Here is an 18,132-nt window from a genome sequence, read left to right as displayed (position 1 = left end):
GCCCTACGGGACGGAACTCATCGGCAGTCACGCTTCCTCAGCGATCAGAGCAATCAAGCCATAGCGCTCTTGCATCCACCTCGCCCATTCTGAACAGGATGGATTAGACGCTTCGGTTGCTGCAACAATTGCCGCAGGGGCTAAGGACTCGAAACCCGCTCTGGGGGCAATAAGCCGCGCTGCATCCAGCGCATCAGCCAAGCCGGCGATCGGATATTTGAGTATATGCGCGATATGGTTGCCCGCGTGCACACAGACAGCCACTTCTGCCCATTCTGCACCCGCTTCCACCATCAATGCTCTTGCCAGGACGGCATTGCGCATGAGTTGATAGACCCCGTCGCGGAAGGGGCAGCCCTCGGCATCTGGAACATGGCTTAGGTCAAACCAATCAGTGTCGTTCAACCAGTCCCAGTAACGCCGCCCGTGCCGGGTCACCATCCAGCAAACTGTCTGCGGCGAGCGATGAACTTGGCCAAAAGCTTCGCACCTCCTCGGGTCAGGATTGCCGGAGCCATTTTCACCCGCGACTCTAGCGCCGCGGCAGGTGCCAAAACCGGTTTCGGCAAGTTTAACCTCGACTAAGGCAAACCCGACCTGAGCGCCGCTGCGTGAGACGATGAAGCAGGCGTCAACCTGAGTGGTCTGTCCTGCTTCCCCCAGCCATTTTCCTGTTTCTTCAGGTGCAAATTCCAAGGCGACCTCGACCGATATTCCTGCCTCAATCCGGTGCGGGAATAAGCTTTCAAAAACCTGCTTGGCTAGCTCAGGATCGTCAACCAAAGGCCCGAACAGGTTGACGGCGAAACACTGGCTGGAAGTCAGAGAACGGGCCCAGCGGTGCTCCTTGCCGCTGATCAATTCCCACCAATCCGGATCGTACAGATTCTGGCTGCGGCGCTCGTGCAAAAGGACATGGTCGCGGCTGCCACCATTCTCGGTGGCGGCCGGATGCAGTCCATTGGCAGCTGCCCAGCGCACCTGATGCTGCTTCATTTGCTTCACAAAATTGACTCGCTTCATGTCAGCACCTTTGACGCTAATTACAGTAAAAGAGCGGTTTTCTGACTACCAGGGCCAGACAATTCTATCCATTTGTCAGAGACGCGGATTCTGGCATCTTGAAAATGAGAGCGGGCTCTTCAAGATGCTCCCCAAGGGTCTTCATCATATTCGTCGGACTCAATGTCGAAAAGATCGTCATCGCCGTAAGTCTCGATAATGCCGTCATCGTTCATTATGAACAATGTGCCGCCAACAGATGGCGAAGGCTGATACATCCAGCGGCTGCGGACATAGTCGAGCAGCTGTGCCAGCGCGTCGACCTGGTCGTCATTCCGCGAACTTGGGAACGCCAGCAGTTCGCGGCGGAATTCATCAAGCCAGCTTGCTTTGTCGGGCAGCAAGACCTTGCCGGATTCAACGATGCTGCTGATGCCAGCAGCGCGAGAATACTTGTCCTGCTCCGGAATACGCCCGAGCGGCGTTGGAACCTCAGGATTACTGCCGGCTCGCAAGGCCTGAAGCAATTGCTGGCCCGATGCCTTATCCTCGATGATGATGGTGCTCGCTCTGTGCTGTAGCGCCAGATTGATAGCCTTGCGCTCGAGATCCGGAAATTCAAGCTTGCCGCGCCACACATCGATGATGTGGACGTTTTTTCCTCGCATCACTGCGGTGATGCAGACCGAGAAGTCGTTGTTCGATCCGATCTTGATCGCGGTATCCCAGGACTGGATAATCTCGCCATAGGGTGGCTCAGCACGATCCTGCTCGAAATAGGTCAGCCATTCAGCCTTGAAGAGATTGCCCTCGGCGGGCAGCGGCTGCTGCTGATACTGAGCTTCGAAGGCGGGCGATCCCATCGACGCCTTCAGCCCCATCAGAATCTCGAGTGGTTCGCGCTCAGGGTGCAGCACGTCGCCTTCTCGCCGGCGATAGACACCGCCGCGCGCCAGCATGATTGATTGTTCTTCGGTGGCGATGGCGGGCAGCGAAAGGTGATCCCAGCCCCCCTGCTCCAGGAGCATCCCTGACAGATCGTGCTCATGGAGGCGCTGCATCACGCATACCATCACGCCCTTTTGCTTATCGTCCAAGCGCGATGCGAGCGTTGATTTGAACCATTCGTTGACGCTGTTGCGGGTGGTTTCGGAGTTTGCATCCTCAGGCTTGATCACATCGTCGAGGATGATGATGTCGCCGCCACGCCCCGTCAGCGAGCCACCAACAGATGTGGCGAGGCGTCCGCCACCGCGCGTCGTTTCGAAATCATGTGACGCGGACCGTGCGCGCGAGATGATCGTTCCGGGAAAGATCTCGCGGTACCAAGCCGACTCCATGACCGCCCGGCAGTCACGGGCAAACTTGCCGGAGAGCTCGTTCGAATAGCTCACGCAGACGAAGTTCAGAGTGGGGTCACAGCCAAGCATCCATGCCACCCAGATCACTGACACAGTCTTCGACTTGCCATTGCGCGGCGGCAGATTGATCAAGGAGCGCTTCAGATCCCCGGCGTTGATGCGCTCAAGGTGCTCAGCGATAGCGTCAAGATGCCAGTTCCAGGCTAGCATGTCGCCGCCGGTGATCCACGGCCAGGCTCTGCGTAAAAAGGCCGTGAAATCATGCCGGCATAGCTGTGTTAGCAGGGCCTGTGGGTTGTCCAATGACGCTTTAGTCATCACCAGCCTCCTGCGCAGCAACCGAATTCGCGTCGCTTTCTGATGACGTTGTGCCATCAGACGCTGCCTCCGTTCGGCGGCCGAGCAGTTCATCCAGTATCTGCTGGTCCTGGGCAGAAAGCCGCTTTGTATCCCCACCCCGATCTTCGGGGCCGAACACCTGCATCACCAGATCAACCAGCGCCTTGATCGCCCTGACGTCACCCGCTGCCGCGCGGGCTGTGAGCGTCTTTAGCATGAGTTGTTGCTTGGTCCCGCTGATCCGCTTGCCGTTCATCTGGATTTCCATGCGCGAGATCAGTTCGGCATGAAGATCGGCCTTGAGGCCGCGCGACGCCTTGGGGCGGCCGCGCGGATTGCCAGACTGGCCCTTCGTCCATCGGTTCTGCGCAGGAGGCTTGCCGTAGCCCACCTCATAGTCGTTTTGATCGGTCATGGATCAGGCCCTCTCGATCTTGCGCGCTGCGGCGACGTCATCGAAGGAGCGGCCGTCACCGGCCAGGATTGGCGTGATACCGGCCATTGCAGCCAGACGCTGGACTGCCGTGTCGGCATAGCCTGGATCAAGTTCGATCCCGGCACCCCGCCGTCCGGTCCGGTGGGCAGCGATCAGTGTGGTGCCGGAGCCCAGGCACGGATCGACGACAAGATCGCCGCGGTTCGAGCAGTCGATCAGAAAGTCGGCAACCAGCGCGGTCGGCTTGACCGTGCTGTGAGCGGCGAGATCGGCATCACGGCCCTTACGGAAGGTATTAGCGCCCGCATACTCGACCACATTGGTGCGGTAACGACCCGTCTCACCGAGCCCAAAATTATTGATGTGCTTGGCCTTGCCCGACTTGAACACGAAGACAAGTTCATGCTGGCTGCGGTAGAAAGCGCCCTGGCCGCCGTTGTCCTTCTTCCAGACAATGAGTTGCTTGTGCTCCGAATACACACCGTCAGCGGCATCGAGCAGTTCGCGCGTATGACGCCAGTCCATGCACTGGTAGTGGATCGAACCGCTGGTGGAGAACCGGACGCAATTGCGGAAAATCGCGCGCAGGAATGCCGTGAATTCCGGCGGGTTCATTTCGCCAGCACCCATCACAAACTCGCGATGCCGGTTCCGGCCGTTGCCAGAAACGAACCCATCGATTTTTACGTTATAGGGACAGTCAGCAAACACGATTGCGGCGCGGTCGTCGCCTAATAATGTCTCCCAGCTTTTGGCATCGCGGGCGTCACCGCAGAAGACCCGGTGCGGGCCGATCAGCCAATGGTCGCCAGGCCTCGATACTGGCTCGCCTTCCGGGTCGGGTAGTTCGACATCTTCGGCCTCGGCCTGGTCAGCTTCGGGTAGCGCGAAATCAAGGTCAGCGATGCTGAAGCCGGTGATTTCGAGCTCGTAACCATCGTCAAACAGGAATGTCAGCTCCTCGGCTAGAAGGGCCTCATCCCAGCCAGAAAGATCAGCGATGCGATTTTCTGCCAAGGCAAAAGCACGCCGATCGGCGTCGGTAACGAATTGCGCACGGATCACAGGTACATCGCGCAGCTTCATCTTCTTCGCGGCGAGCCAACGTCCGTGACCCGCCGCGATCATATTCGCCTCATCAATGATGATGGGCACAAGCCAGCCGAAGCGTTCGATGCTTGTAGCGATCTGTCCAATTTGTTTTTCGGTGTGGGTGCGCGCGTTGCGCGAGTTTGGCGAGATCGCCGAAATGGCGATCATCTCGACCGCGGGATGAGTGCTATTTTTCAACGGGATGCTCCTCAGATTAAGAACGGAGCCATCCAGTTAGAGCATCCCGGGATCCCGATGACTCACGAAAACGAGGTCTATTTAATTTTCCTGGAGATGATGTTTCGAATGGTGGCCTCTGAGGGAGGATAATATCCCAGCCGCTCGTCCATCACTTCACGGACCAGCCACAGGGCGCGCTCGCTGCGACTGGATATGTTCAACGGGATTAGCAGCCGCCCCAAAATCGGATGCTCGACGAAATCGCCATCGGGCCTCAGGTCCCTGAACTGCGCATAGAGAAACCGGATCATATTATCGCGCTGCAGCTTGTTCAGTTGCTTCCCGGCCCTTCTTGCGCGGGTGGCTTCTGTCAGGCCTTTCGGCTTGCTCAGCCGAAAGGCTAACAGTTCAATATATGCCGCTGGAATGTCCTTCCGGCTGCATTGGAGGATCTTCTGAGCCAACATGTCTCCCGAAGGCATTGAACCCGGTCGTCGGCCGCTCGTTCGCCTGAGAATATGGGCAATTGTACGGCTATCCTGCGGCCCAAGCAGGGGAGGGTCAATTTGCTGAAAGGCATCCAGCAACATCTCATCGGTCGCGCGCAAGCCCTTCGCACAATATCGCACGACCGTTAGCGGGGTGGTCAAAGAATAGTGGGCATACCGCGCACTCATGTGCTCAGGCGGCAAGATAAATCCCATTCTGCCTAGCTGTTATCTCAGTCACCTCGTGACTCCGTGGGGGATCATGGCGAGACGAGGCGCGCCAGCCGTTCTCTCGGCTGGCGCGCATCATCTGACGAGGACCTTCCGGCCCCCGGGTGGGCCTCATGCGGGTTCGCCGCCATCCCCACCGCCGCGCTCGATCCGCCCCACAGTGCGGCGTCTCCTGCGGTCCCCGCGCTTATCGGGTCCGGGTCCCCATCATGCTGCTTTTCGCAAGTCAGCAATCTTCTGGAATTCGTTCAGAAGCTCAGGATGATGCTTGGCTAGGTGGCGGACGACGCTGGCATTCTCGAGCAGGTTTGCGAGATAAGCGGAGGCCAGCACAAGATCGAGATGATCCACTCCGTAGCTGTGCTCGATGGCCTTGAATTCACGATCCAGCCGAACGGATTCCTCGGTCATAAGATCGGCCTGTGCCGCCGACAGGCCTGGAACCGCTTGCGACTTTCCCTCAACCAACTGATCAGCTGGCGTCGCTGCCACAATCGATTTGGCATAGCTGATGGAATACTGATTCATCGCCACCATCATCTCTGCAGCCGCAATTTGACGCATGGCCTTGAGTTTCCGGAGCTGGACAAAAGTGTTCACAGGCACATGCTTGTCGCGCAGCAGTTCGGCAACTTCGTCGCAGATCCCGACAAGCAAATTTCGCTTCTGCCGGATGCTCGCAATGTTCACGTTCAACGTGCGAGCGAGCCTTTCCTCGGAGACACCCTGCTTCACGGCCTTCATGATCATCCGGTGCTCCTGGATGATTGCAATGCGACTAACGCGCTTGTTGTAGGTGAACGCCTCGTCCTCCGTCGCGACAAGGCACACGACTTCTGTCTCGCCTCGGGCAAGCAGGATATCGAGCCGCAAGTGGCCATCCAGCAACCTGAAACGGCCAGTGGCCTTGGGATCACGCGCGACGACTGGAGGTTCGATAATGCCGACCTCCTGGATCGATGATGCTATCTGGCAATACTTGACCGACTTGCGAACCTCAGGACGAATCTCGCGCAAAGGGACGATGTCAGCGATCCCAATGCGAAGAGTTGTGTCCTCGAATGCCGTTCCGGGATCCTGGCATGGCTTCCGGGTCATCAGGCGGGCTCTAAAGTTGGCGACAATCGCTCAGCAAGATTTTGCGGCAGCGTTGCCAGATCTTCATCTTCCAGCAGTGTGATAAATGTCTGATCTACAGAAAGCCGGCGAAGGGCCTCGACAATGAAGAGCAATCGATCCCTTGTTGCCTGAGCTCGGTGGATCAGCGAACGCTTGCGCGCTGCATCTTCCTGATATGCCTTGACCAACGCCTCAGCAGAAACCGGGGTACGCTTGCGAGTGTCACCCGTCCTGACGCCCTTGCCGCGCCGGCGCCGCATTTCGACGACCTTTCGCGCGGTCAGCAGTTTACGTCCCTTGAGGAGACCGCGCTCATATGCGCTCGATAGGGCGGCCTGAACATCGTGATCCTCCGCCTCAGCGATTTCAACAGCCACGCTGAGCGGAATGTGCCCGCTTTCGACAGATCGAAGCAGTCGTCGTTCGCCCTTTTCTAGGAGGCGCGAAACACCGTGAACATATTCGTAGGTAAGACCCGTTTTTCTGGCGATTTCCGTCTGCGAGTAGCCACGCTGCTCCATCCCGCGGATGTCCTGCAGCAGATCGAGCGAATGGTGTTGGCGACGAGCGCAGTTCTCAACAAGGCTGGCAATGAGGCAATCTTCCCGATCGGCGCTGACGACCAGAGCAGGGACTTCAAGCTGTCCCAGCGCCATATACGCCTCCAGCCGACCCTGCCCACAAACCAGGTCGTAAAAGGGTCCGCCAGCCTCGGCACGGCGTGTCACAGTGATCGGCTTTTTCAGGCCGACCTTGGCAATATTGTCGACAATCTCTTTGAAGTTTCGTTGATTACGCTCGCGCGGATTGAGGACCGTGATCCGGTCGATCGGGATCAATTCAACGCGCTGGGCTGGCAATGATGACATCACGCCGCCCTCCGAAACTGCGCGCGAGCAGCCATCTGATAGAATGCATCAAGCGTGTCGAAACGATAGGCGTCAAAAGATAGGCCGTTGAATTCAGCGAGCCTGAAAATCGCATCCCGCATGTCGAGCCGAGGCAGGAGATAATAGTCGAGAGGGTGCTCGTTGTTGCTGTCCATGCGTACAGCAACGGTGATGTTAGGCTTCAATTTCGTGTCGAGCCGCACTTTCCAGCGCAGCGAGCCAGCCGAGGTCTGGAAACACCGGACGATGACAAGTGAGGCGGTGAATTCGTTGTTGATCGTCATCAGGTCGGTGATGGGATCGCGAACGACTGAGCCGCCTGCACCCTCAATGCCGGCCATGACCGCTTCCATGATGCCCGGATGCATCGACCGCAGTTTTCGATTGGTTTCGAGGTATCGGTAGTCATGATCTGGTGTGAAGCCCACCAGTGTGTAGGCGCGCAGGAGGCTCCCAAAGCGGGTGCGGAATGAGCTACTCGATGGGCTGTCCTCTGTTTCGTCGATTATCAGACCGGAAAGGCAGCCATTGCGCGCCAGGATCTGTGACAGCGCGCCGAGCATCTCCTCATCAGTCAGACGTGCGCTTCGCTGCCGAATTATTGCTTGGGCGGCCTTAAACTGTTCCGCCTCAACGATGCCCGCAAAAGCGCCGTCGGCCCGCACCCACTCTGCCGGATCATTGCGCACGTGGTTGGCTTTTAGCTTACAGGAAGTGCGCGCCCAAACGTTGTTGCCGATGTATTTTTCATTGATCAGCAATTGGTGAACCGCGCCGCGGGACCAAGGCCTGCCAAGGTCTGTCACGACGTCTCGTGCATTTAGGTCATTTGCGATTTCCCACTCGCTGCGCCCACCTTCAACGAACTGCCGGTAGACTTCCCGGACAATGTCGACTTCGTGCGTGGGACCGGGCACGAGGATAACGCGATCTGTGGTTATGCTTTTGTGCTCGCCATGGCCCAGCAGGCCTTTTTCCCGGCCCTCCTGATCGACCAGCATACGGCGTAGACCAAATCCGGCAGGGCCGCCTTGACGATAGCCGAGCCGGATCAGGTTGGCTTGGCCAGCGAATACCTTGACCGAAAGTTCGCGGCTGTATTCACCCGCCATCGCCCTTTTGACAGTCTTGATTATCGACGAACCGATGCTGCCATCATTTTCAAACTGCTCGGCACAATAATGAACCTGCACGCCTGCGCGCCGACAGCGCAGCTCGTATGAGGCAGCCTCGTCGGGATCCTGAAAGCGACCCCAGCGGCTGACGTCGTAAACGAGCAGGGCATGAAAATCGGCGCGGCCTGCCTCAACATCGCTCAGCAAATTCTGCAGGCCGAGACGGCCGCCAATGTTGAGCCCACTCTTGCCCTCATCGGCATAAGTACGAACAATTTTGTATCCGCGCTGCTCGGCATATTTCCGAATTGCTGATGCCTGGTTATCGGTTGAATACTTCTGGTGTTCGGTCGACATGCGGACGTACTCCGCAGCCCGGACTGTGGGCCGATCGACCGACGGCGTCGATCCTTGCGTATCCAGCCAGTTTATCACCATCGCTGCCTCACGGGCGCCTGTTGCAGAGACTATGTCTTACAACAGGAGGAGCCGAAGCATGGTTCGTAAAACCGTAACTCAACTTCGGGATTCACGATTTGTCTTGTTGGACTCAGACCTCGCACGGCAAATCGGCAACGCCTTGAGGGAGGAAATTGGTGCGACTCGGCAGTCATCCAAAACGATCATGCGCTGGACCGGGGTGAGCGATACCACTGCACGTTCCTGGCTTTGCGGACGAGTCAGCCCGAGCGGTGCGCATCTCGTTACACTGGCAGCGAATTCGCCATCGGTCATGTACGTGATCCAGACCCTCACAGGTAATGGCAGCATCGAAGTCGGTCTTGAGCTTCGCAGGATCGAAGCAAGCTTGGAACAGGCACTGGTTGCGGTACGCGCAGCCATGCAGGACCCGCGCGATATTGGAGAAAAACCACAGCAATAACGCGCTCAAGCGTCAGTCCTTGATCCGCCAGTTATCGCTGACTTTGTTCATTGATTGTGCGAGAAGTTTCCCTGTTTTGCGAACTAGGGAATTTCAGCTTGAACCCCGCGGATTTCTGCGGATCTCAGCCGCTGCCGTTCACAGAATAAGGCCGAAAACTAGAGATTTCCCTGCAGATTCCCTGCGTTTCAGGGAATCCGCACAAGAGCGCCATTCGCTACAGACTGCGTCGCGCACCATATAGTCCTGCGGGACGTCCAATTCGGGAACATCTCCAAATGTCCGCCGCGCGGATCTGCCCGGTCGGGGCGGCCGGACCGATCAGGGCGTTCGGCGCTCCGCCCAATAATCAAACACCGCCTGTTGCTGCTCCCTGATGAAGCGCGCCGCCGCCGCGCCTTCCCACGGGCCGTCGTAGCCGAGCAGCAGCGCAGCCCCGCCGACCCACCAGCCCTGCCCCGGCAGCCGGTCGCTTTCGCGCACGACGAGCACGGCAAGGTCGGGCTCGCCGTCAAGCGCGCAGTGGCGATCGACTTCGGCGAGCGTCTTGCAGACCGCGCGCATTTTGGGCCGCGTGAAGCGGAAGCCCAAATCGCCGAGCAGTTCGGAATAGCTGACGCTGCGCCCCTCGCGCGCCGCGGCGGTCAGGATCGCGCGGATGCGCGGCGCATCGCCGAGCGCGCTGACATCGGCGGCGACGGGCGCATCGCCTAGGCCTTCGTCTTTGGCGGCCATGGAATGAAGCCCGAAGTGCGCGCGACATAGTCGGCATAGGCGGGGCGCGACTTGTGCAGCCCCTTTTCAAGCAGCGCCTTGCCCGACCAGCGCGTCAGGGTGAAAGTCAGGAAGAGCGGCCCGATGACGCTCGCGAGCGCGGTCTCCGGCCCGAGGTCGGCGACGACCAGCCACAATCCCCACCAGGTCAGCGCATCGCCGAAATAATTGGGGTGCCGCGTATAGCGCCACAGGCCGGTGTCGAGCACGCGGCCCTTGTTCGCCGGATCGGCGCGAAAGGCGCGGAGTTGCGCGTCGCCGATGCTCTCGAACGCGATGCCCGCCAGCGCTGCGACCACACCCGCCCAACCGAGCGCCCCGACCGGCTGCGGCGCGGCGGCGCTCGCCCAGATGCCGATCTGTGCGGGAAGACTCGTCACGAAAAGCAGTGGCGCCTGCATCAGGAACACCATAACGAGCGCCGCCACCGGCCAGCTCCAGCCCTTCTTCTCGATCACGCCGCCCAATATGCGGCGATAGCGCGGATCCTCCCCCTCGGCGCGCCAGCGCGCGAACAGGTGGATCGACAGCCGCAACCCCCACAGGGTCGTCAACCCGAAGAGCAATTGACCGTGCAGCCCTGCCAAGCCGACCTGCGCCGCGCTGCACCACGCCAGCAGCACCATGCCGAACGCCCAGAAGGCGTCGATGAACGATACGTCGCGGATCGCGATGGCCACCCCCCACAGCAGCAGGATCACCGCGATCAGCCCCGCGAAGTTCATCCCCAACAGTGCCAGCATCCCGGTCATATCGCCGCTCCCGCTTCCGTATCGTCGCCCAATATATCGTTGATCGACCGGACCGCGCGGTCGGGATGCCGGGGGACGCAATTCTTATAGACTTCGAAAACTTTCTGCATATCGGCGCGAAAATCGCCCGATGGCCAGATCATCGGGCCAAGTCCGCCCGTCTTTGTACCATAATCCATCAGTCCGACGACAAGCGGCACCTTCGCCGCGAGTGCGATCTGGTAAAATCCGGTGCGCCATTTCCTCGCCCGCCCGCGCGTTCCTTCGGGCGCGACGGTCAGGATGAACTCGGCGCGGCGCGCAAACTGGTCGACCATCTGCTGCACCGCATTGCTCGCCTTTGTGCGATCGACCGGAATACCGCCCATCTGGCGAATGAAGCCACCGAGCGGCCATTTGAACAGCGACAGCTTCGCCATGAAATGCGGGCGGATGCCGACGTCGGCGGTGAGGCCCAGGAAGTTGACGAAATCCCAATTGCTGGTGTGCGGTGCGGCGATGATGATGAAACGGCGCGGCTCGGGCACCGTTCCTACCGCCCGCCAGCCGCGGACCCGATAGAGCAGCAACAACAGCCGCCGTACGGCACGCGCCAGCAGGCCCGGCGGATGGTCTTCGGTCCGCGTCAATCGCTCTCCCCTTCTCTCCTCCCGATTGCGCGAAAGCGCCGCGCCGCGCAAGCGGCTTGCAGGCTCCGGCGCTTTCTGCTCCCATCGTGCGAACGGGAGATAGACTTATGCCGAAACTGACTGCGCTGCTGACGTCCGCCTTGCTGGTCGGCGCGCCCGCCATTGCGCAGGAGGCACAGCCGCGCGCCGACCAGATCGCCTTTCGCGAACTCTACAGGGAACTGGTCGAAACGAACACCACGCTGTCGTCGGGCAGTTGCACGCTCGCCGCCGAACGCATGGCGGCGCGGATGAAAGCTGCGGGCTTCACCGACGACCAACTCACGCTCTTTGCGACGCCCGAGCATCCGAAGGAGGGCGGACTCGTCGCCGTTTATCCGGGCACGTCGCAGGCCGCGAAGCCGATCCTGCTCGTCGCGCACATCGATGTCGTCGAAGCAAAGCGCGAGGATTGGGAACGCGATCCGTTCAAAATGGTCGAAGAAGACGGCTATTTCTATGGCCGCGGCACGCTCGACGACAAGGCGCAGGCGGCGATCTGGACCGACACGCTGATCCGCTTTCGGCAGGAGGGATATAAGCCCAAACGCACCGTCAAACTGGCGCTGACCTGCGGCGAGGAAACCAACGGCGCGTTCAACGGCGTCGAATGGCTCACCGCGAACAGGCGCGACCTGATCGACGCCGAATTCGCACTCAACGAGGGCGGCGGCGGCGACAGCGACGGCAAGGGCAATGTGATCGGCCAATCGGTGCAGGTCGGCGAAAAGACCTTTGCCAATTTCCGGCTCGAGACGCGCAATCCGGGCGGCCACAGCTCGGTCCCGGTGCGCGACAATGCCATCTATCAACTCGCGCGCGCGCTGACCGCGATCGACGAATATGCGTTTCCGGTCGAAATGACCGATACCACGCGCCGCTTCTTCGCCGAATCCGGTGCGCTGCGTGGCGACGAGGTCGGCAAGGCGATGGTCGCGCTCGCGGCGAACCCCGCGGACAAGGCAGCCGAGGCGATCGTCAACACCGACCGCTTCCTCCACGGCAACATCCGCACCACCTGCGTCGCGACTTTGCTCGACGGCGGCCACGCCGCGAACGCGCTGCCGCAGCGCGCCGGCGCCAATATCAACTGCCGCATTTTTCCCGGCCATCCGATCGAGGAGATCAAGAGCGAGCTCGAACGTATCATTGGCGACGCCGGAGTCACGGTGACGCAATTGCCACCCAAGCGCCCCGCCCCGCCGGCACCGCCGCTCGACCCGAAGATCATCGAACCGATGCAAAGGCTTGTCGACAAATATTGGCCGGGGTTGAAGGTCATCCCGTCGATGGCGAACGGCTATACCGATGCGACCTTCCTCGGCGCGGTCGGCATCCCGACCTATGGCATTCCCGGCATCTGGGGCGACCCCGACGGCAACGGCGTCCATGGGCTGAACGAACGGATTTCGGTAAAGTCGGTCTATATGGGGCGCGACTATATGTTCGATCTGGTCAAGGCTTACGCCGACAAGCCGTAGCTCCCATCCCAAGCCCTTTGCCATGCTGCCCTAGCCTTGCTATCGGCGCCCGATAATGGCGAGCATCACCGACGACCTTCCTCCATCCGAACCACCCCCTCCTTCAGGCAACATCGACACCCCGTTCGATAGCGCGCTGTCGGAGCGTTATCTCGTTTATGCGTTGTCGACGATCACCGCGCGCTCGCTGCCCGACTTGCGCGACGGGTTGAAGCCCGTCCATCGTCGCCTGTTGTGGGCGATGCGCGCGATGCGGCTCGACCCGTCACAGGGCTACAAGAAGTCGGCGCGCGTCGTCGGCGACGTGATCGGCAAATTCCACCCGCACGGCGACACGGCGGTCTACGACGCGATGGTTCGCCTCGCGCAGGATTTCTCGCTCCGTTATCCGCTCGTCGATGGCCAGGGCAACTTCGGCAATATCGACGGCGATAATGCCGCCGCCTATCGCTATACCGAGGCGCGGCTGACCCGCGTCGCCATCGACCTTATGCAGGGGCTCGACGAGGGCACGGTCGATTTCAAGCCGACCTATAATGGCGAGGATGAAGAGCCCGAGATCATGCCGGGGCTTTTCCCGAACCTGCTCGCCAATGGCGCGAGCGGGATCGCGGTCGGCATGGCGACGAACATTCCGCCGCACAATGCCGCCGAGGTGATCGACGCGGCGCTGCTGCTGATCGAAAATCCGCATGCCGAGCTTGCGCAACTGCTCGAACATGTGAAGGGCCCCGATTTTCCGACCGGCGGGTTGATCGTCGACGGCGCCGATACGATCGCGCAGGCCTATGCCACCGGGCGCGGCAGTTTCCGCGTGCGCGCGCGATTTTCGACCGGCAGGAATGATGCGGGCGAATGGGAAGCCGACGGGCTCGAAAAGCTGCCCGGCGGCACCTGGCAGCTCGTCATCAGCGAAATCCCCTATGGCGTCGCCAAGGGCAAGCTGATCGAGCAGATCGCACAGCTGATCGCCGACAAGAAACTGCCGATCCTCGACGATGTGCGCGACGAGAGCGCCGAGGATTTACGCGTCGTGCTCGTGCCCAAGAGCCGCAATGTCGATCCCGACATCTTGAAGGAAAGCCTTTTCCGGCTGACCGAACTCGAAACGCGCTTCGCGCTCAACCTCAACGTGCTCGACGCGACGCGCACGCCCAAGGTGATGGGGCTGCATCAGTTGCTCACCGAATGGCTCCAGCACCAGATCATCGTGCTGGTCCGCCGGTCGAAGCATCGCATCGCCAAGATCGACGACCGGCTCGAATTGGTTGCAGGCTATCTGATTGCCTTCCTGAACCTCGACCGGGTGATCGAGATCATCCGCACCGAGGACGAGCCCAAGACGGTGATGATGGCCGAGTTCCACCTGACCGACCGCCAGGCCGAGGCAATTTTGAACATGCGGCTGCGCAGCTTGCGCAAGCTCGAGGAAATGGAGCTCAAGCGCGAGCAGGAGGCCCTCGCCGCCGAGCGCGAGGAGCTGGTCAAGCTCGTCGAAAGCCCGGCGCGGCAGCGCACGCGGCTGAAGCGCGACCTCACCGCTTTGCGCACGGTTTACGGTCCCGACACCGCGCTCGGCGCGCGGCGTACCACCATCGCCGAAGCCGCTCCCACGCGCGACATCCCGCTCGACGCGATGATCGAGAAGGAGCCGGTGACGGTCATCCTGTCGAAGCGCGGTTGGATTCGCGCGCAGCGCGGCCATGTCACGCCCGACCAGTGGGGCGAGTTCAAGTTCAAGGAAGGCGACGAGCTGGCCTTTGCCGCGCATGCACAGACCACCGACAAACTGCTCGTCGCCGCAAGCGACGGGCGCTTTTATACTGTCGGCGCCGACAAACTCCCCGGCGGGCGCGGGTTCGGCGAGCCGCTGCGGCTGATGGTCGACATCGACCCCGACGCGCGGATCGTCGCACTCGTTCCGGCGCAAGCCGAAGGGCGCCTGCTCCTCGCTTCGTCGAGCGGACACGGTTTCGTTGCCAATATGGCCGAAGTCGTCGCCGAGACGCGCAAGGGCCGCAACGTCGTCAACCTGAAGCCCAAGGCGCAGCTTGCGGTCGTGCGTCCCATCGCGGCGGACGATGACAGCGTCGCGGTGGTGGGTGAGAACCGCAAACTCGTCGTCTTCCCGCTCGCCGAAATCCCCGTAATGACCCGCGGTCAGGGCGTGATGCTTCAACGCTATCGTGACGGCGGCCTATCCGACGCAATCGCCTTCCCTTTTGCCGAGGGGCTGAGTTGGGCGATGGGCGGCGACACGGGACGCACGCGCACCGAAACCGACCTCGCGCCGTGGCGCGTCGCGCGCGGCGCCGCCGGGCGCATGCCGCCGACGGGCTTTCCGCGAAATAATCGTTTCACCTGAACGCGAAATCGCGTCGCCGTAAATAGCTTCTTTACTCCCCTTGCCCTAGGCAACGGCCAATGGGGAAAGGTCGCACGAAACCCTTTGTTATGCCTATCAATAGAACCGGCGAAGACCGGCCCATCCTGTTTGTCGGCTGGATCGACGCGCTGCCGGTGCCTGCGGCGCTCATCCGGCCTATGGAGCGCGGGCGTTTTCGCCTCCACGCAAGCAATGCTGCGTTTGATCGGCTGGGACTGTCCACCGTCGGCACGGACATTCCAACCGAGCTGTTGCAGGCGATCGAACGCGCCACACTGAATCCGGCCGATACCGACGAATTCGCCTGCCAACTTGGCGAGGGCGTGGCGGCGCGCGACCTGCGCGGATCGATCGGTCCGCTATCGTCCGAATGCGGCGACGATTCGCTGTTTCTGCTCACCCTCATCGACCGCACGCAGGAAATGATGACCGAGCGCAACCTGCGCCGCGAACTTGTTTCCGACAGCTTGACCGGGCTTCCCAATCGCGCCGGTTTCGAGGAACTGGTCGAGGAGCGGGCGGCAACCGATGCCGAGAAACCGGGCGACCACGCAGTTCTCCTCCTCGACCTGTCGCGTTTCAGCCGGATCAACGAACATATCGGTTCGCTTGCGGGCGACGAGCTCATCATCACCGTTGCCCGACGCCTGAAATCAAGTCTTCGCAGCGGCGACATACTGGCGCGCACCGGCGGCGACGAATTTGCGGTCTCGACCCGCATCGGCAAAGGCAAGGCCGACATCCGCGAACTGGCCGGGCGCATCCGGGGCTGTTTTGACCACCCCTTTCGCATCGCGGACCTCAAAGTCAGCGTCGGATGTGCAATCGGATGTGCCATTCAATCCGCACCCGGCACGGACGTCGCCGATCAGTTCCGCCATGCGCAAATCGCCCTGAAACGCGCCAAGCGCACCGACCGCATCGAAATATACGAGCCCGAAGCCGCCCGGCTCGTCGATAACCGGTTCGGCCTCGAAACCGAGCTTCGCCACGCCATAGAGGACGATCGGCTGCGTCTCGATTTCCAGCCCCTCGTCGAATTTGCGACCGGCGCGGTTGCCGGCTTCGAGGCGCTGGCCCGCTGGACCAACGGGGACGGACAGCTCGTGTCGCCGTCCGAATTCATCCCGGTGGCCGAGGATTCGGGGCTGATCGTTCCGCTCGGCCAATGGGCGATAGGGAAGGCAGCCGAAGTCCTTGCCGATTGGGACCGCCAGAATGGCGGCGAGCGCGTCGATTGCTATTTTTCGGTCAATGTCTCGGCGATCCAGCTTGTGCGCGACGACATCGCGCAGGCGGTCCGTAGCGCGCTCGAAACGCACAAGATCGGCGGCGAGCGGCTGATGATCGAGCTCACCGAAAGCGCCATCATCGCCGACCCCGATCTTGCAATGTCGGTGCTGAGCAAGATCAAGGCACTCCACGCCCGCATCGCGATGGACGATTTCGGCACCGGCTATTCGAATCTCGCCTATCTGCAGCGGCTGCCGCTCGACGTGCTCAAGATCGACCGCAGCTTCGTCGAGCATATGGTCGACGATCGCGAAAAAGTGGCAATCGTCCGTACCATCCAGAGCCTTGCCGAAACGCTCGGGATGCGGACGACGGCCGAGGGCGTCGAAACCGCCGACCAGGCGCGACTACTTTCCGCACTCGGCTGCGACTTCGGCCAAGGCTTTCTTTTCGCCCGGCCGATGGACAGCATCTCCGCGCTCGAATTCTGGCGTCAGTCGCGCACCAAGCCGATTTTCTGATCGGCGAGCGCCGCAACGCGGGCCGCGTCGGGAAAGTCCTCTTCCACCCACGCGCTTTCGATCTCCTTGAGCAGGCGGGCAACCTCCGGCCCCGCGGTGACGCCGCGCGCGATGATGTCGCCGCCCTTCAGCGGTAGCTGCGGCACGTCCCATCCCGCGAGCGCGCCTTTCGCCGCCGCCGCCGCCGCCGCCTCGTCACTCGCCAGCAAATAGATGTCGCGCGCCGCGTCGATGCCGACCGCATAGGCAAGCTGGCGCGCGGGCGGCAGAACGGCGCCCCGGTGCCGCGCGAGTGCAGCCAGATATTTGCGCTGGCGGGTCGACAGCCGCAACCGGCTTGCCACCTGTTCGGCAATCGTCGCGTCCGCCGGAAGCAAGGCCGCAAAACGACGGAGCGGGGCCGCCGGCGCAGCGACCGCATCCTCATTGGCGTGCAGCCGGTTGAGCGCGCTGCCGAATTCCAGATCGAGTTCGGGCAGCACGACCGAAAAAATGCCGTCGTCGGCCATCTGCAATAGGATGGCCCGCGGGTCGGGAAGCGCCATGATCTTGAGCAGTTCGTCGGCAACCCGCTCGCGCGACAGGCTCTTCAGCGACTGACGCGCGTCGATGGCGGCGGCATGGCTGACGGGCTCAAGCTCGCCCCGCCCGAAACGCGCCGCAAAGCGGTAGAAACGAAGGATGCGCAAATGATCCTCTGCGATCCGGGCGGGTGCGTCGCCGATGAAGCGAACGCAGCCCGCGGCAAGATCGGCGAGCCCCTCGAACCAGTCGTCAATCTCCCCGGTGTCGGGGTCGGCATAAAGCGCATTGATCGTGAAGTCGCGACGCGCCGCATCCTCGCGCCAATCGCCGGCAAAGGCGATGGTCGCACGGCGGCCGTCGGTTTCGACATCGCGGCGCAACGTCGTGATCTCGTGATGGTCGCCGCTCGCGATGGCGGTGACGGTGCCATGCGCGATCCCTGTAGGGATGACCTTCACATGCGCATCTGCCAGCCGCCGCGTCACTTCCTGCGGAAGGAGCGGGGTCGCCAGATCGACGTCGGTCACCGGGAGTCCGAGCAAGGTATCGCGCACCGCGCCGCCAACGATCTTCACCGCGTCGGCGCCGAGCGCGCCGACGATTCGGCGCAGCCCGGGCCGCGCGCGCCAATCGGCGTCGGGAAGAGTCCCGGTCAT

The 18,132-nt window shown here is 61.3% G+C and carries 16 protein-coding genes; 4 read left to right on the top strand and 12 right to left on the bottom strand.

The annotated features are described in order from the left end of the window. Positions 1-27 precede the first annotated feature (27 nt). From H7692_RS12550 to H7692_RS12515, 8 genes are all read right to left on the bottom strand, one after another. On the bottom strand, positions 28-1,023 hold the full coding sequence (locus H7692_RS12550; RefSeq protein WP_227340270.1) for a PGN_0703 family putative restriction endonuclease: 996 nt from the start codon (positions 1,021-1,023) through the stop codon (positions 28-30). A gap of 119 nt (positions 1,024-1,142) precedes the next feature. Beyond that, positions 1,143-2,681: a phage terminase large subunit gene (gene terL, locus H7692_RS12545; protein WP_227340269.1), complete on the bottom strand. Its 1,539-nt coding sequence runs from the start codon at positions 2,679-2,681 to the stop codon at positions 1,143-1,145. Continuing rightward, complete coding sequence (locus tag H7692_RS12540; protein WP_227340268.1) at positions 2,674-3,117, bottom strand: DUF5681 domain-containing protein; 444 nt, start codon at positions 3,115-3,117, stop codon at positions 2,674-2,676. Before H7692_RS12540 ends, terL begins: the two co-directional genes overlap by 8 nt. 3 nt (positions 3,118-3,120) lie before the next feature. Further along, positions 3,121-4,428, bottom strand: a complete 1,308-nt coding sequence (locus H7692_RS12535) for a site-specific DNA-methyltransferase (RefSeq protein WP_227340267.1) — start codon at positions 4,426-4,428, stop codon at positions 3,121-3,123. Positions 4,429-4,505: 77 nt separating this feature from the next. Next, positions 4,506-4,874, bottom strand: coding sequence for a hypothetical protein (locus tag H7692_RS12530; RefSeq protein WP_227340266.1), 369 nt, complete (start codon positions 4,872-4,874; stop codon positions 4,506-4,508). 462 nt (positions 4,875-5,336) lie between these two features. Beyond that, positions 5,337-6,227, bottom strand: a complete 891-nt coding sequence (locus H7692_RS12525; protein WP_227340265.1) for a plasmid partitioning protein RepB C-terminal domain-containing protein — start codon at positions 6,225-6,227, stop codon at positions 5,337-5,339. Then, the gene (locus tag H7692_RS12520) at positions 6,227-7,117 is read right to left on the bottom strand and encodes a plasmid partitioning protein RepB C-terminal domain-containing protein (RefSeq protein ID WP_227340472.1); all 891 of its coding nucleotides are present in this window, start codon (positions 7,115-7,117) and stop codon (positions 6,227-6,229) included. Before H7692_RS12520 ends, H7692_RS12525 begins: the two co-directional genes overlap by 1 nt. Further along, positions 7,117-8,610 carry a recombinase family protein gene (locus H7692_RS12515; RefSeq protein WP_413541447.1) on the bottom strand — a complete coding sequence of 498 codons (1,494 nt, stop codon included), beginning with the start codon at positions 8,608-8,610 and terminating at the stop codon, positions 7,117-7,119. Before H7692_RS12515 ends, H7692_RS12520 begins: the two co-directional genes overlap by 1 nt. Positions 8,611-8,749: 139 nt before the next feature. On the opposite strand from H7692_RS12515, the gene H7692_RS12510 reads away from it, so the two are divergent. Further along, a complete protein-coding gene (locus H7692_RS12510) occupies positions 8,750-9,136 on the top strand; it encodes a hypothetical protein (RefSeq protein WP_227340263.1) in 387 nt (128 codons plus the stop codon). A 321-nt stretch (positions 9,137-9,457) separates the two neighbouring features. On the opposite strand, the gene H7692_RS12505 is transcribed toward H7692_RS12510, so the two are convergent. The 3 genes from H7692_RS12505 to H7692_RS12495 are packed head-to-tail and all read right to left on the bottom strand — an operon-like array spanning position 9,458 to position 11,291. After that, the gene (locus tag H7692_RS12505; protein WP_222137049.1) at positions 9,458-9,871 is read right to left on the bottom strand and encodes a ribose-phosphate pyrophosphokinase; all 414 of its coding nucleotides are present in this window, start codon (positions 9,869-9,871) and stop codon (positions 9,458-9,460) included. Next, on the bottom strand, positions 9,847-10,662 hold the full coding sequence (locus tag H7692_RS12500; RefSeq protein WP_222137048.1) for a DUF1295 domain-containing protein: 816 nt from the start codon (positions 10,660-10,662) through the stop codon (positions 9,847-9,849). Before H7692_RS12500 ends, H7692_RS12505 begins: the two co-directional genes overlap by 25 nt. After that, positions 10,659-11,291 carry a lysophospholipid acyltransferase family protein gene (locus tag H7692_RS12495; RefSeq protein ID WP_201927978.1) on the bottom strand — a complete coding sequence of 211 codons (633 nt, stop codon included), beginning with the start codon at positions 11,289-11,291 and terminating at the stop codon, positions 10,659-10,661. Before H7692_RS12495 ends, H7692_RS12500 begins: the two co-directional genes overlap by 4 nt. Positions 11,292-11,398: 107 nt before the next feature. On the opposite strand from H7692_RS12495, the gene H7692_RS12490 reads away from it, so the two are divergent. The 3 genes from H7692_RS12490 (at position 11,399) to H7692_RS12480 (ending at position 16,951) form a co-directional block, all read left to right on the top strand. After that, positions 11,399-12,811, top strand: coding sequence for a M20/M25/M40 family metallo-hydrolase (locus tag H7692_RS12490; protein WP_222137047.1), 1,413 nt, complete (start codon positions 11,399-11,401; stop codon positions 12,809-12,811). A gap of 55 nt (positions 12,812-12,866) precedes the next feature. Continuing rightward, positions 12,867-15,176: a DNA topoisomerase IV subunit A gene (gene parC / locus H7692_RS12485; protein WP_222137046.1), complete on the top strand. Its 2,310-nt coding sequence runs from the start codon at positions 12,867-12,869 to the stop codon at positions 15,174-15,176. Between the two features lie 89 nt (positions 15,177-15,265). Beyond that, complete coding sequence (locus tag H7692_RS12480) at positions 15,266-16,951, top strand: putative bifunctional diguanylate cyclase/phosphodiesterase (protein ID WP_227340262.1); 1,686 nt, start codon at positions 15,266-15,268, stop codon at positions 16,949-16,951. On the opposite strand, the gene H7692_RS12475 is transcribed toward H7692_RS12480, so the two are convergent. Next, the gene (locus tag H7692_RS12475) at positions 16,924-18,132 is read right to left on the bottom strand and encodes a CCA tRNA nucleotidyltransferase (protein WP_227340261.1); all 1,209 of its coding nucleotides are present in this window, start codon (positions 18,130-18,132) and stop codon (positions 16,924-16,926) included. The genes H7692_RS12480 and H7692_RS12475 overlap by 28 nt on opposite strands.

Source organism: Sphingopyxis sp. P8 (assembly GCF_020622175.1).
Classification (GTDB): Bacteria; Pseudomonadota; Alphaproteobacteria; order Sphingomonadales; family Sphingomonadaceae; genus Sphingopyxis; species Sphingopyxis jiangsuensis.
The sequence above is the reverse complement of the archived record's forward strand: the minus strand, read 5'-3'. Positions and strand labels throughout refer to the sequence as shown.

What these genes read in the sequence shown, in the direction of transcription:
- H7692_RS12550 (WP_227340270.1), bottom strand. Translation starts at nt 1,023, where the DNA reads ATGAAGCGAGTCAATTTTGTGAAGCAAATGAAGCAGCATCAGGTGCGC.
- terL (WP_227340269.1), bottom strand. Translation starts at nt 2,681, where the DNA reads ATGACTAAAGCGTCATTGGACAACCCACAGGCCCTGCTAACACAGCTA.
- H7692_RS12540 (WP_227340268.1), bottom strand. Translation starts at nt 3,117, where the DNA reads ATGACCGATCAAAACGACTATGAGGTGGGCTACGGCAAGCCTCCTGCG.
- H7692_RS12525 (WP_227340265.1), bottom strand. Translation starts at nt 6,227, where the DNA reads ATGACCCGGAAGCCATGCCAGGATCCCGGAACGGCATTCGAGGACACA.
- H7692_RS12520 (WP_227340472.1), bottom strand. Translation starts at nt 7,117, where the DNA reads ATGTCATCATTGCCAGCCCAGCGCGTTGAATTGATCCCGATCGACCGG.
- H7692_RS12515 (WP_413541447.1), bottom strand. Translation starts at nt 8,610, where the DNA reads ATGTCGACCGAACACCAGAAGTATTCAACCGATAACCAGGCATCAGCA.
- H7692_RS12510 (WP_227340263.1), top strand. Translation starts at nt 8,750, where the DNA reads ATGGTTCGTAAAACCGTAACTCAACTTCGGGATTCACGATTTGTCTTG.
- H7692_RS12505 (WP_222137049.1), bottom strand. Translation starts at nt 9,871, where the DNA reads ATGGCCGCCAAAGACGAAGGCCTAGGCGATGCGCCCGTCGCCGCCGAT.
- H7692_RS12500 (WP_222137048.1), bottom strand. Translation starts at nt 10,662, where the DNA reads ATGACCGGGATGCTGGCACTGTTGGGGATGAACTTCGCGGGGCTGATC.
- H7692_RS12490 (WP_222137047.1), top strand. Translation starts at nt 11,399, where the DNA reads ATGCCGAAACTGACTGCGCTGCTGACGTCCGCCTTGCTGGTCGGCGCG.
- parC (WP_222137046.1), top strand. Translation starts at nt 12,867, where the DNA reads ATGGCGAGCATCACCGACGACCTTCCTCCATCCGAACCACCCCCTCCT.
- H7692_RS12480 (WP_227340262.1), top strand. Translation starts at nt 15,266, where the DNA reads ATGCCTATCAATAGAACCGGCGAAGACCGGCCCATCCTGTTTGTCGGC.
- H7692_RS12475 (WP_227340261.1), bottom strand. Translation starts at nt 18,132, where the DNA reads ATGACCGGGACTCTTCCCGACGCCGATTGGCGCGCGCGGCCCGGGCTG.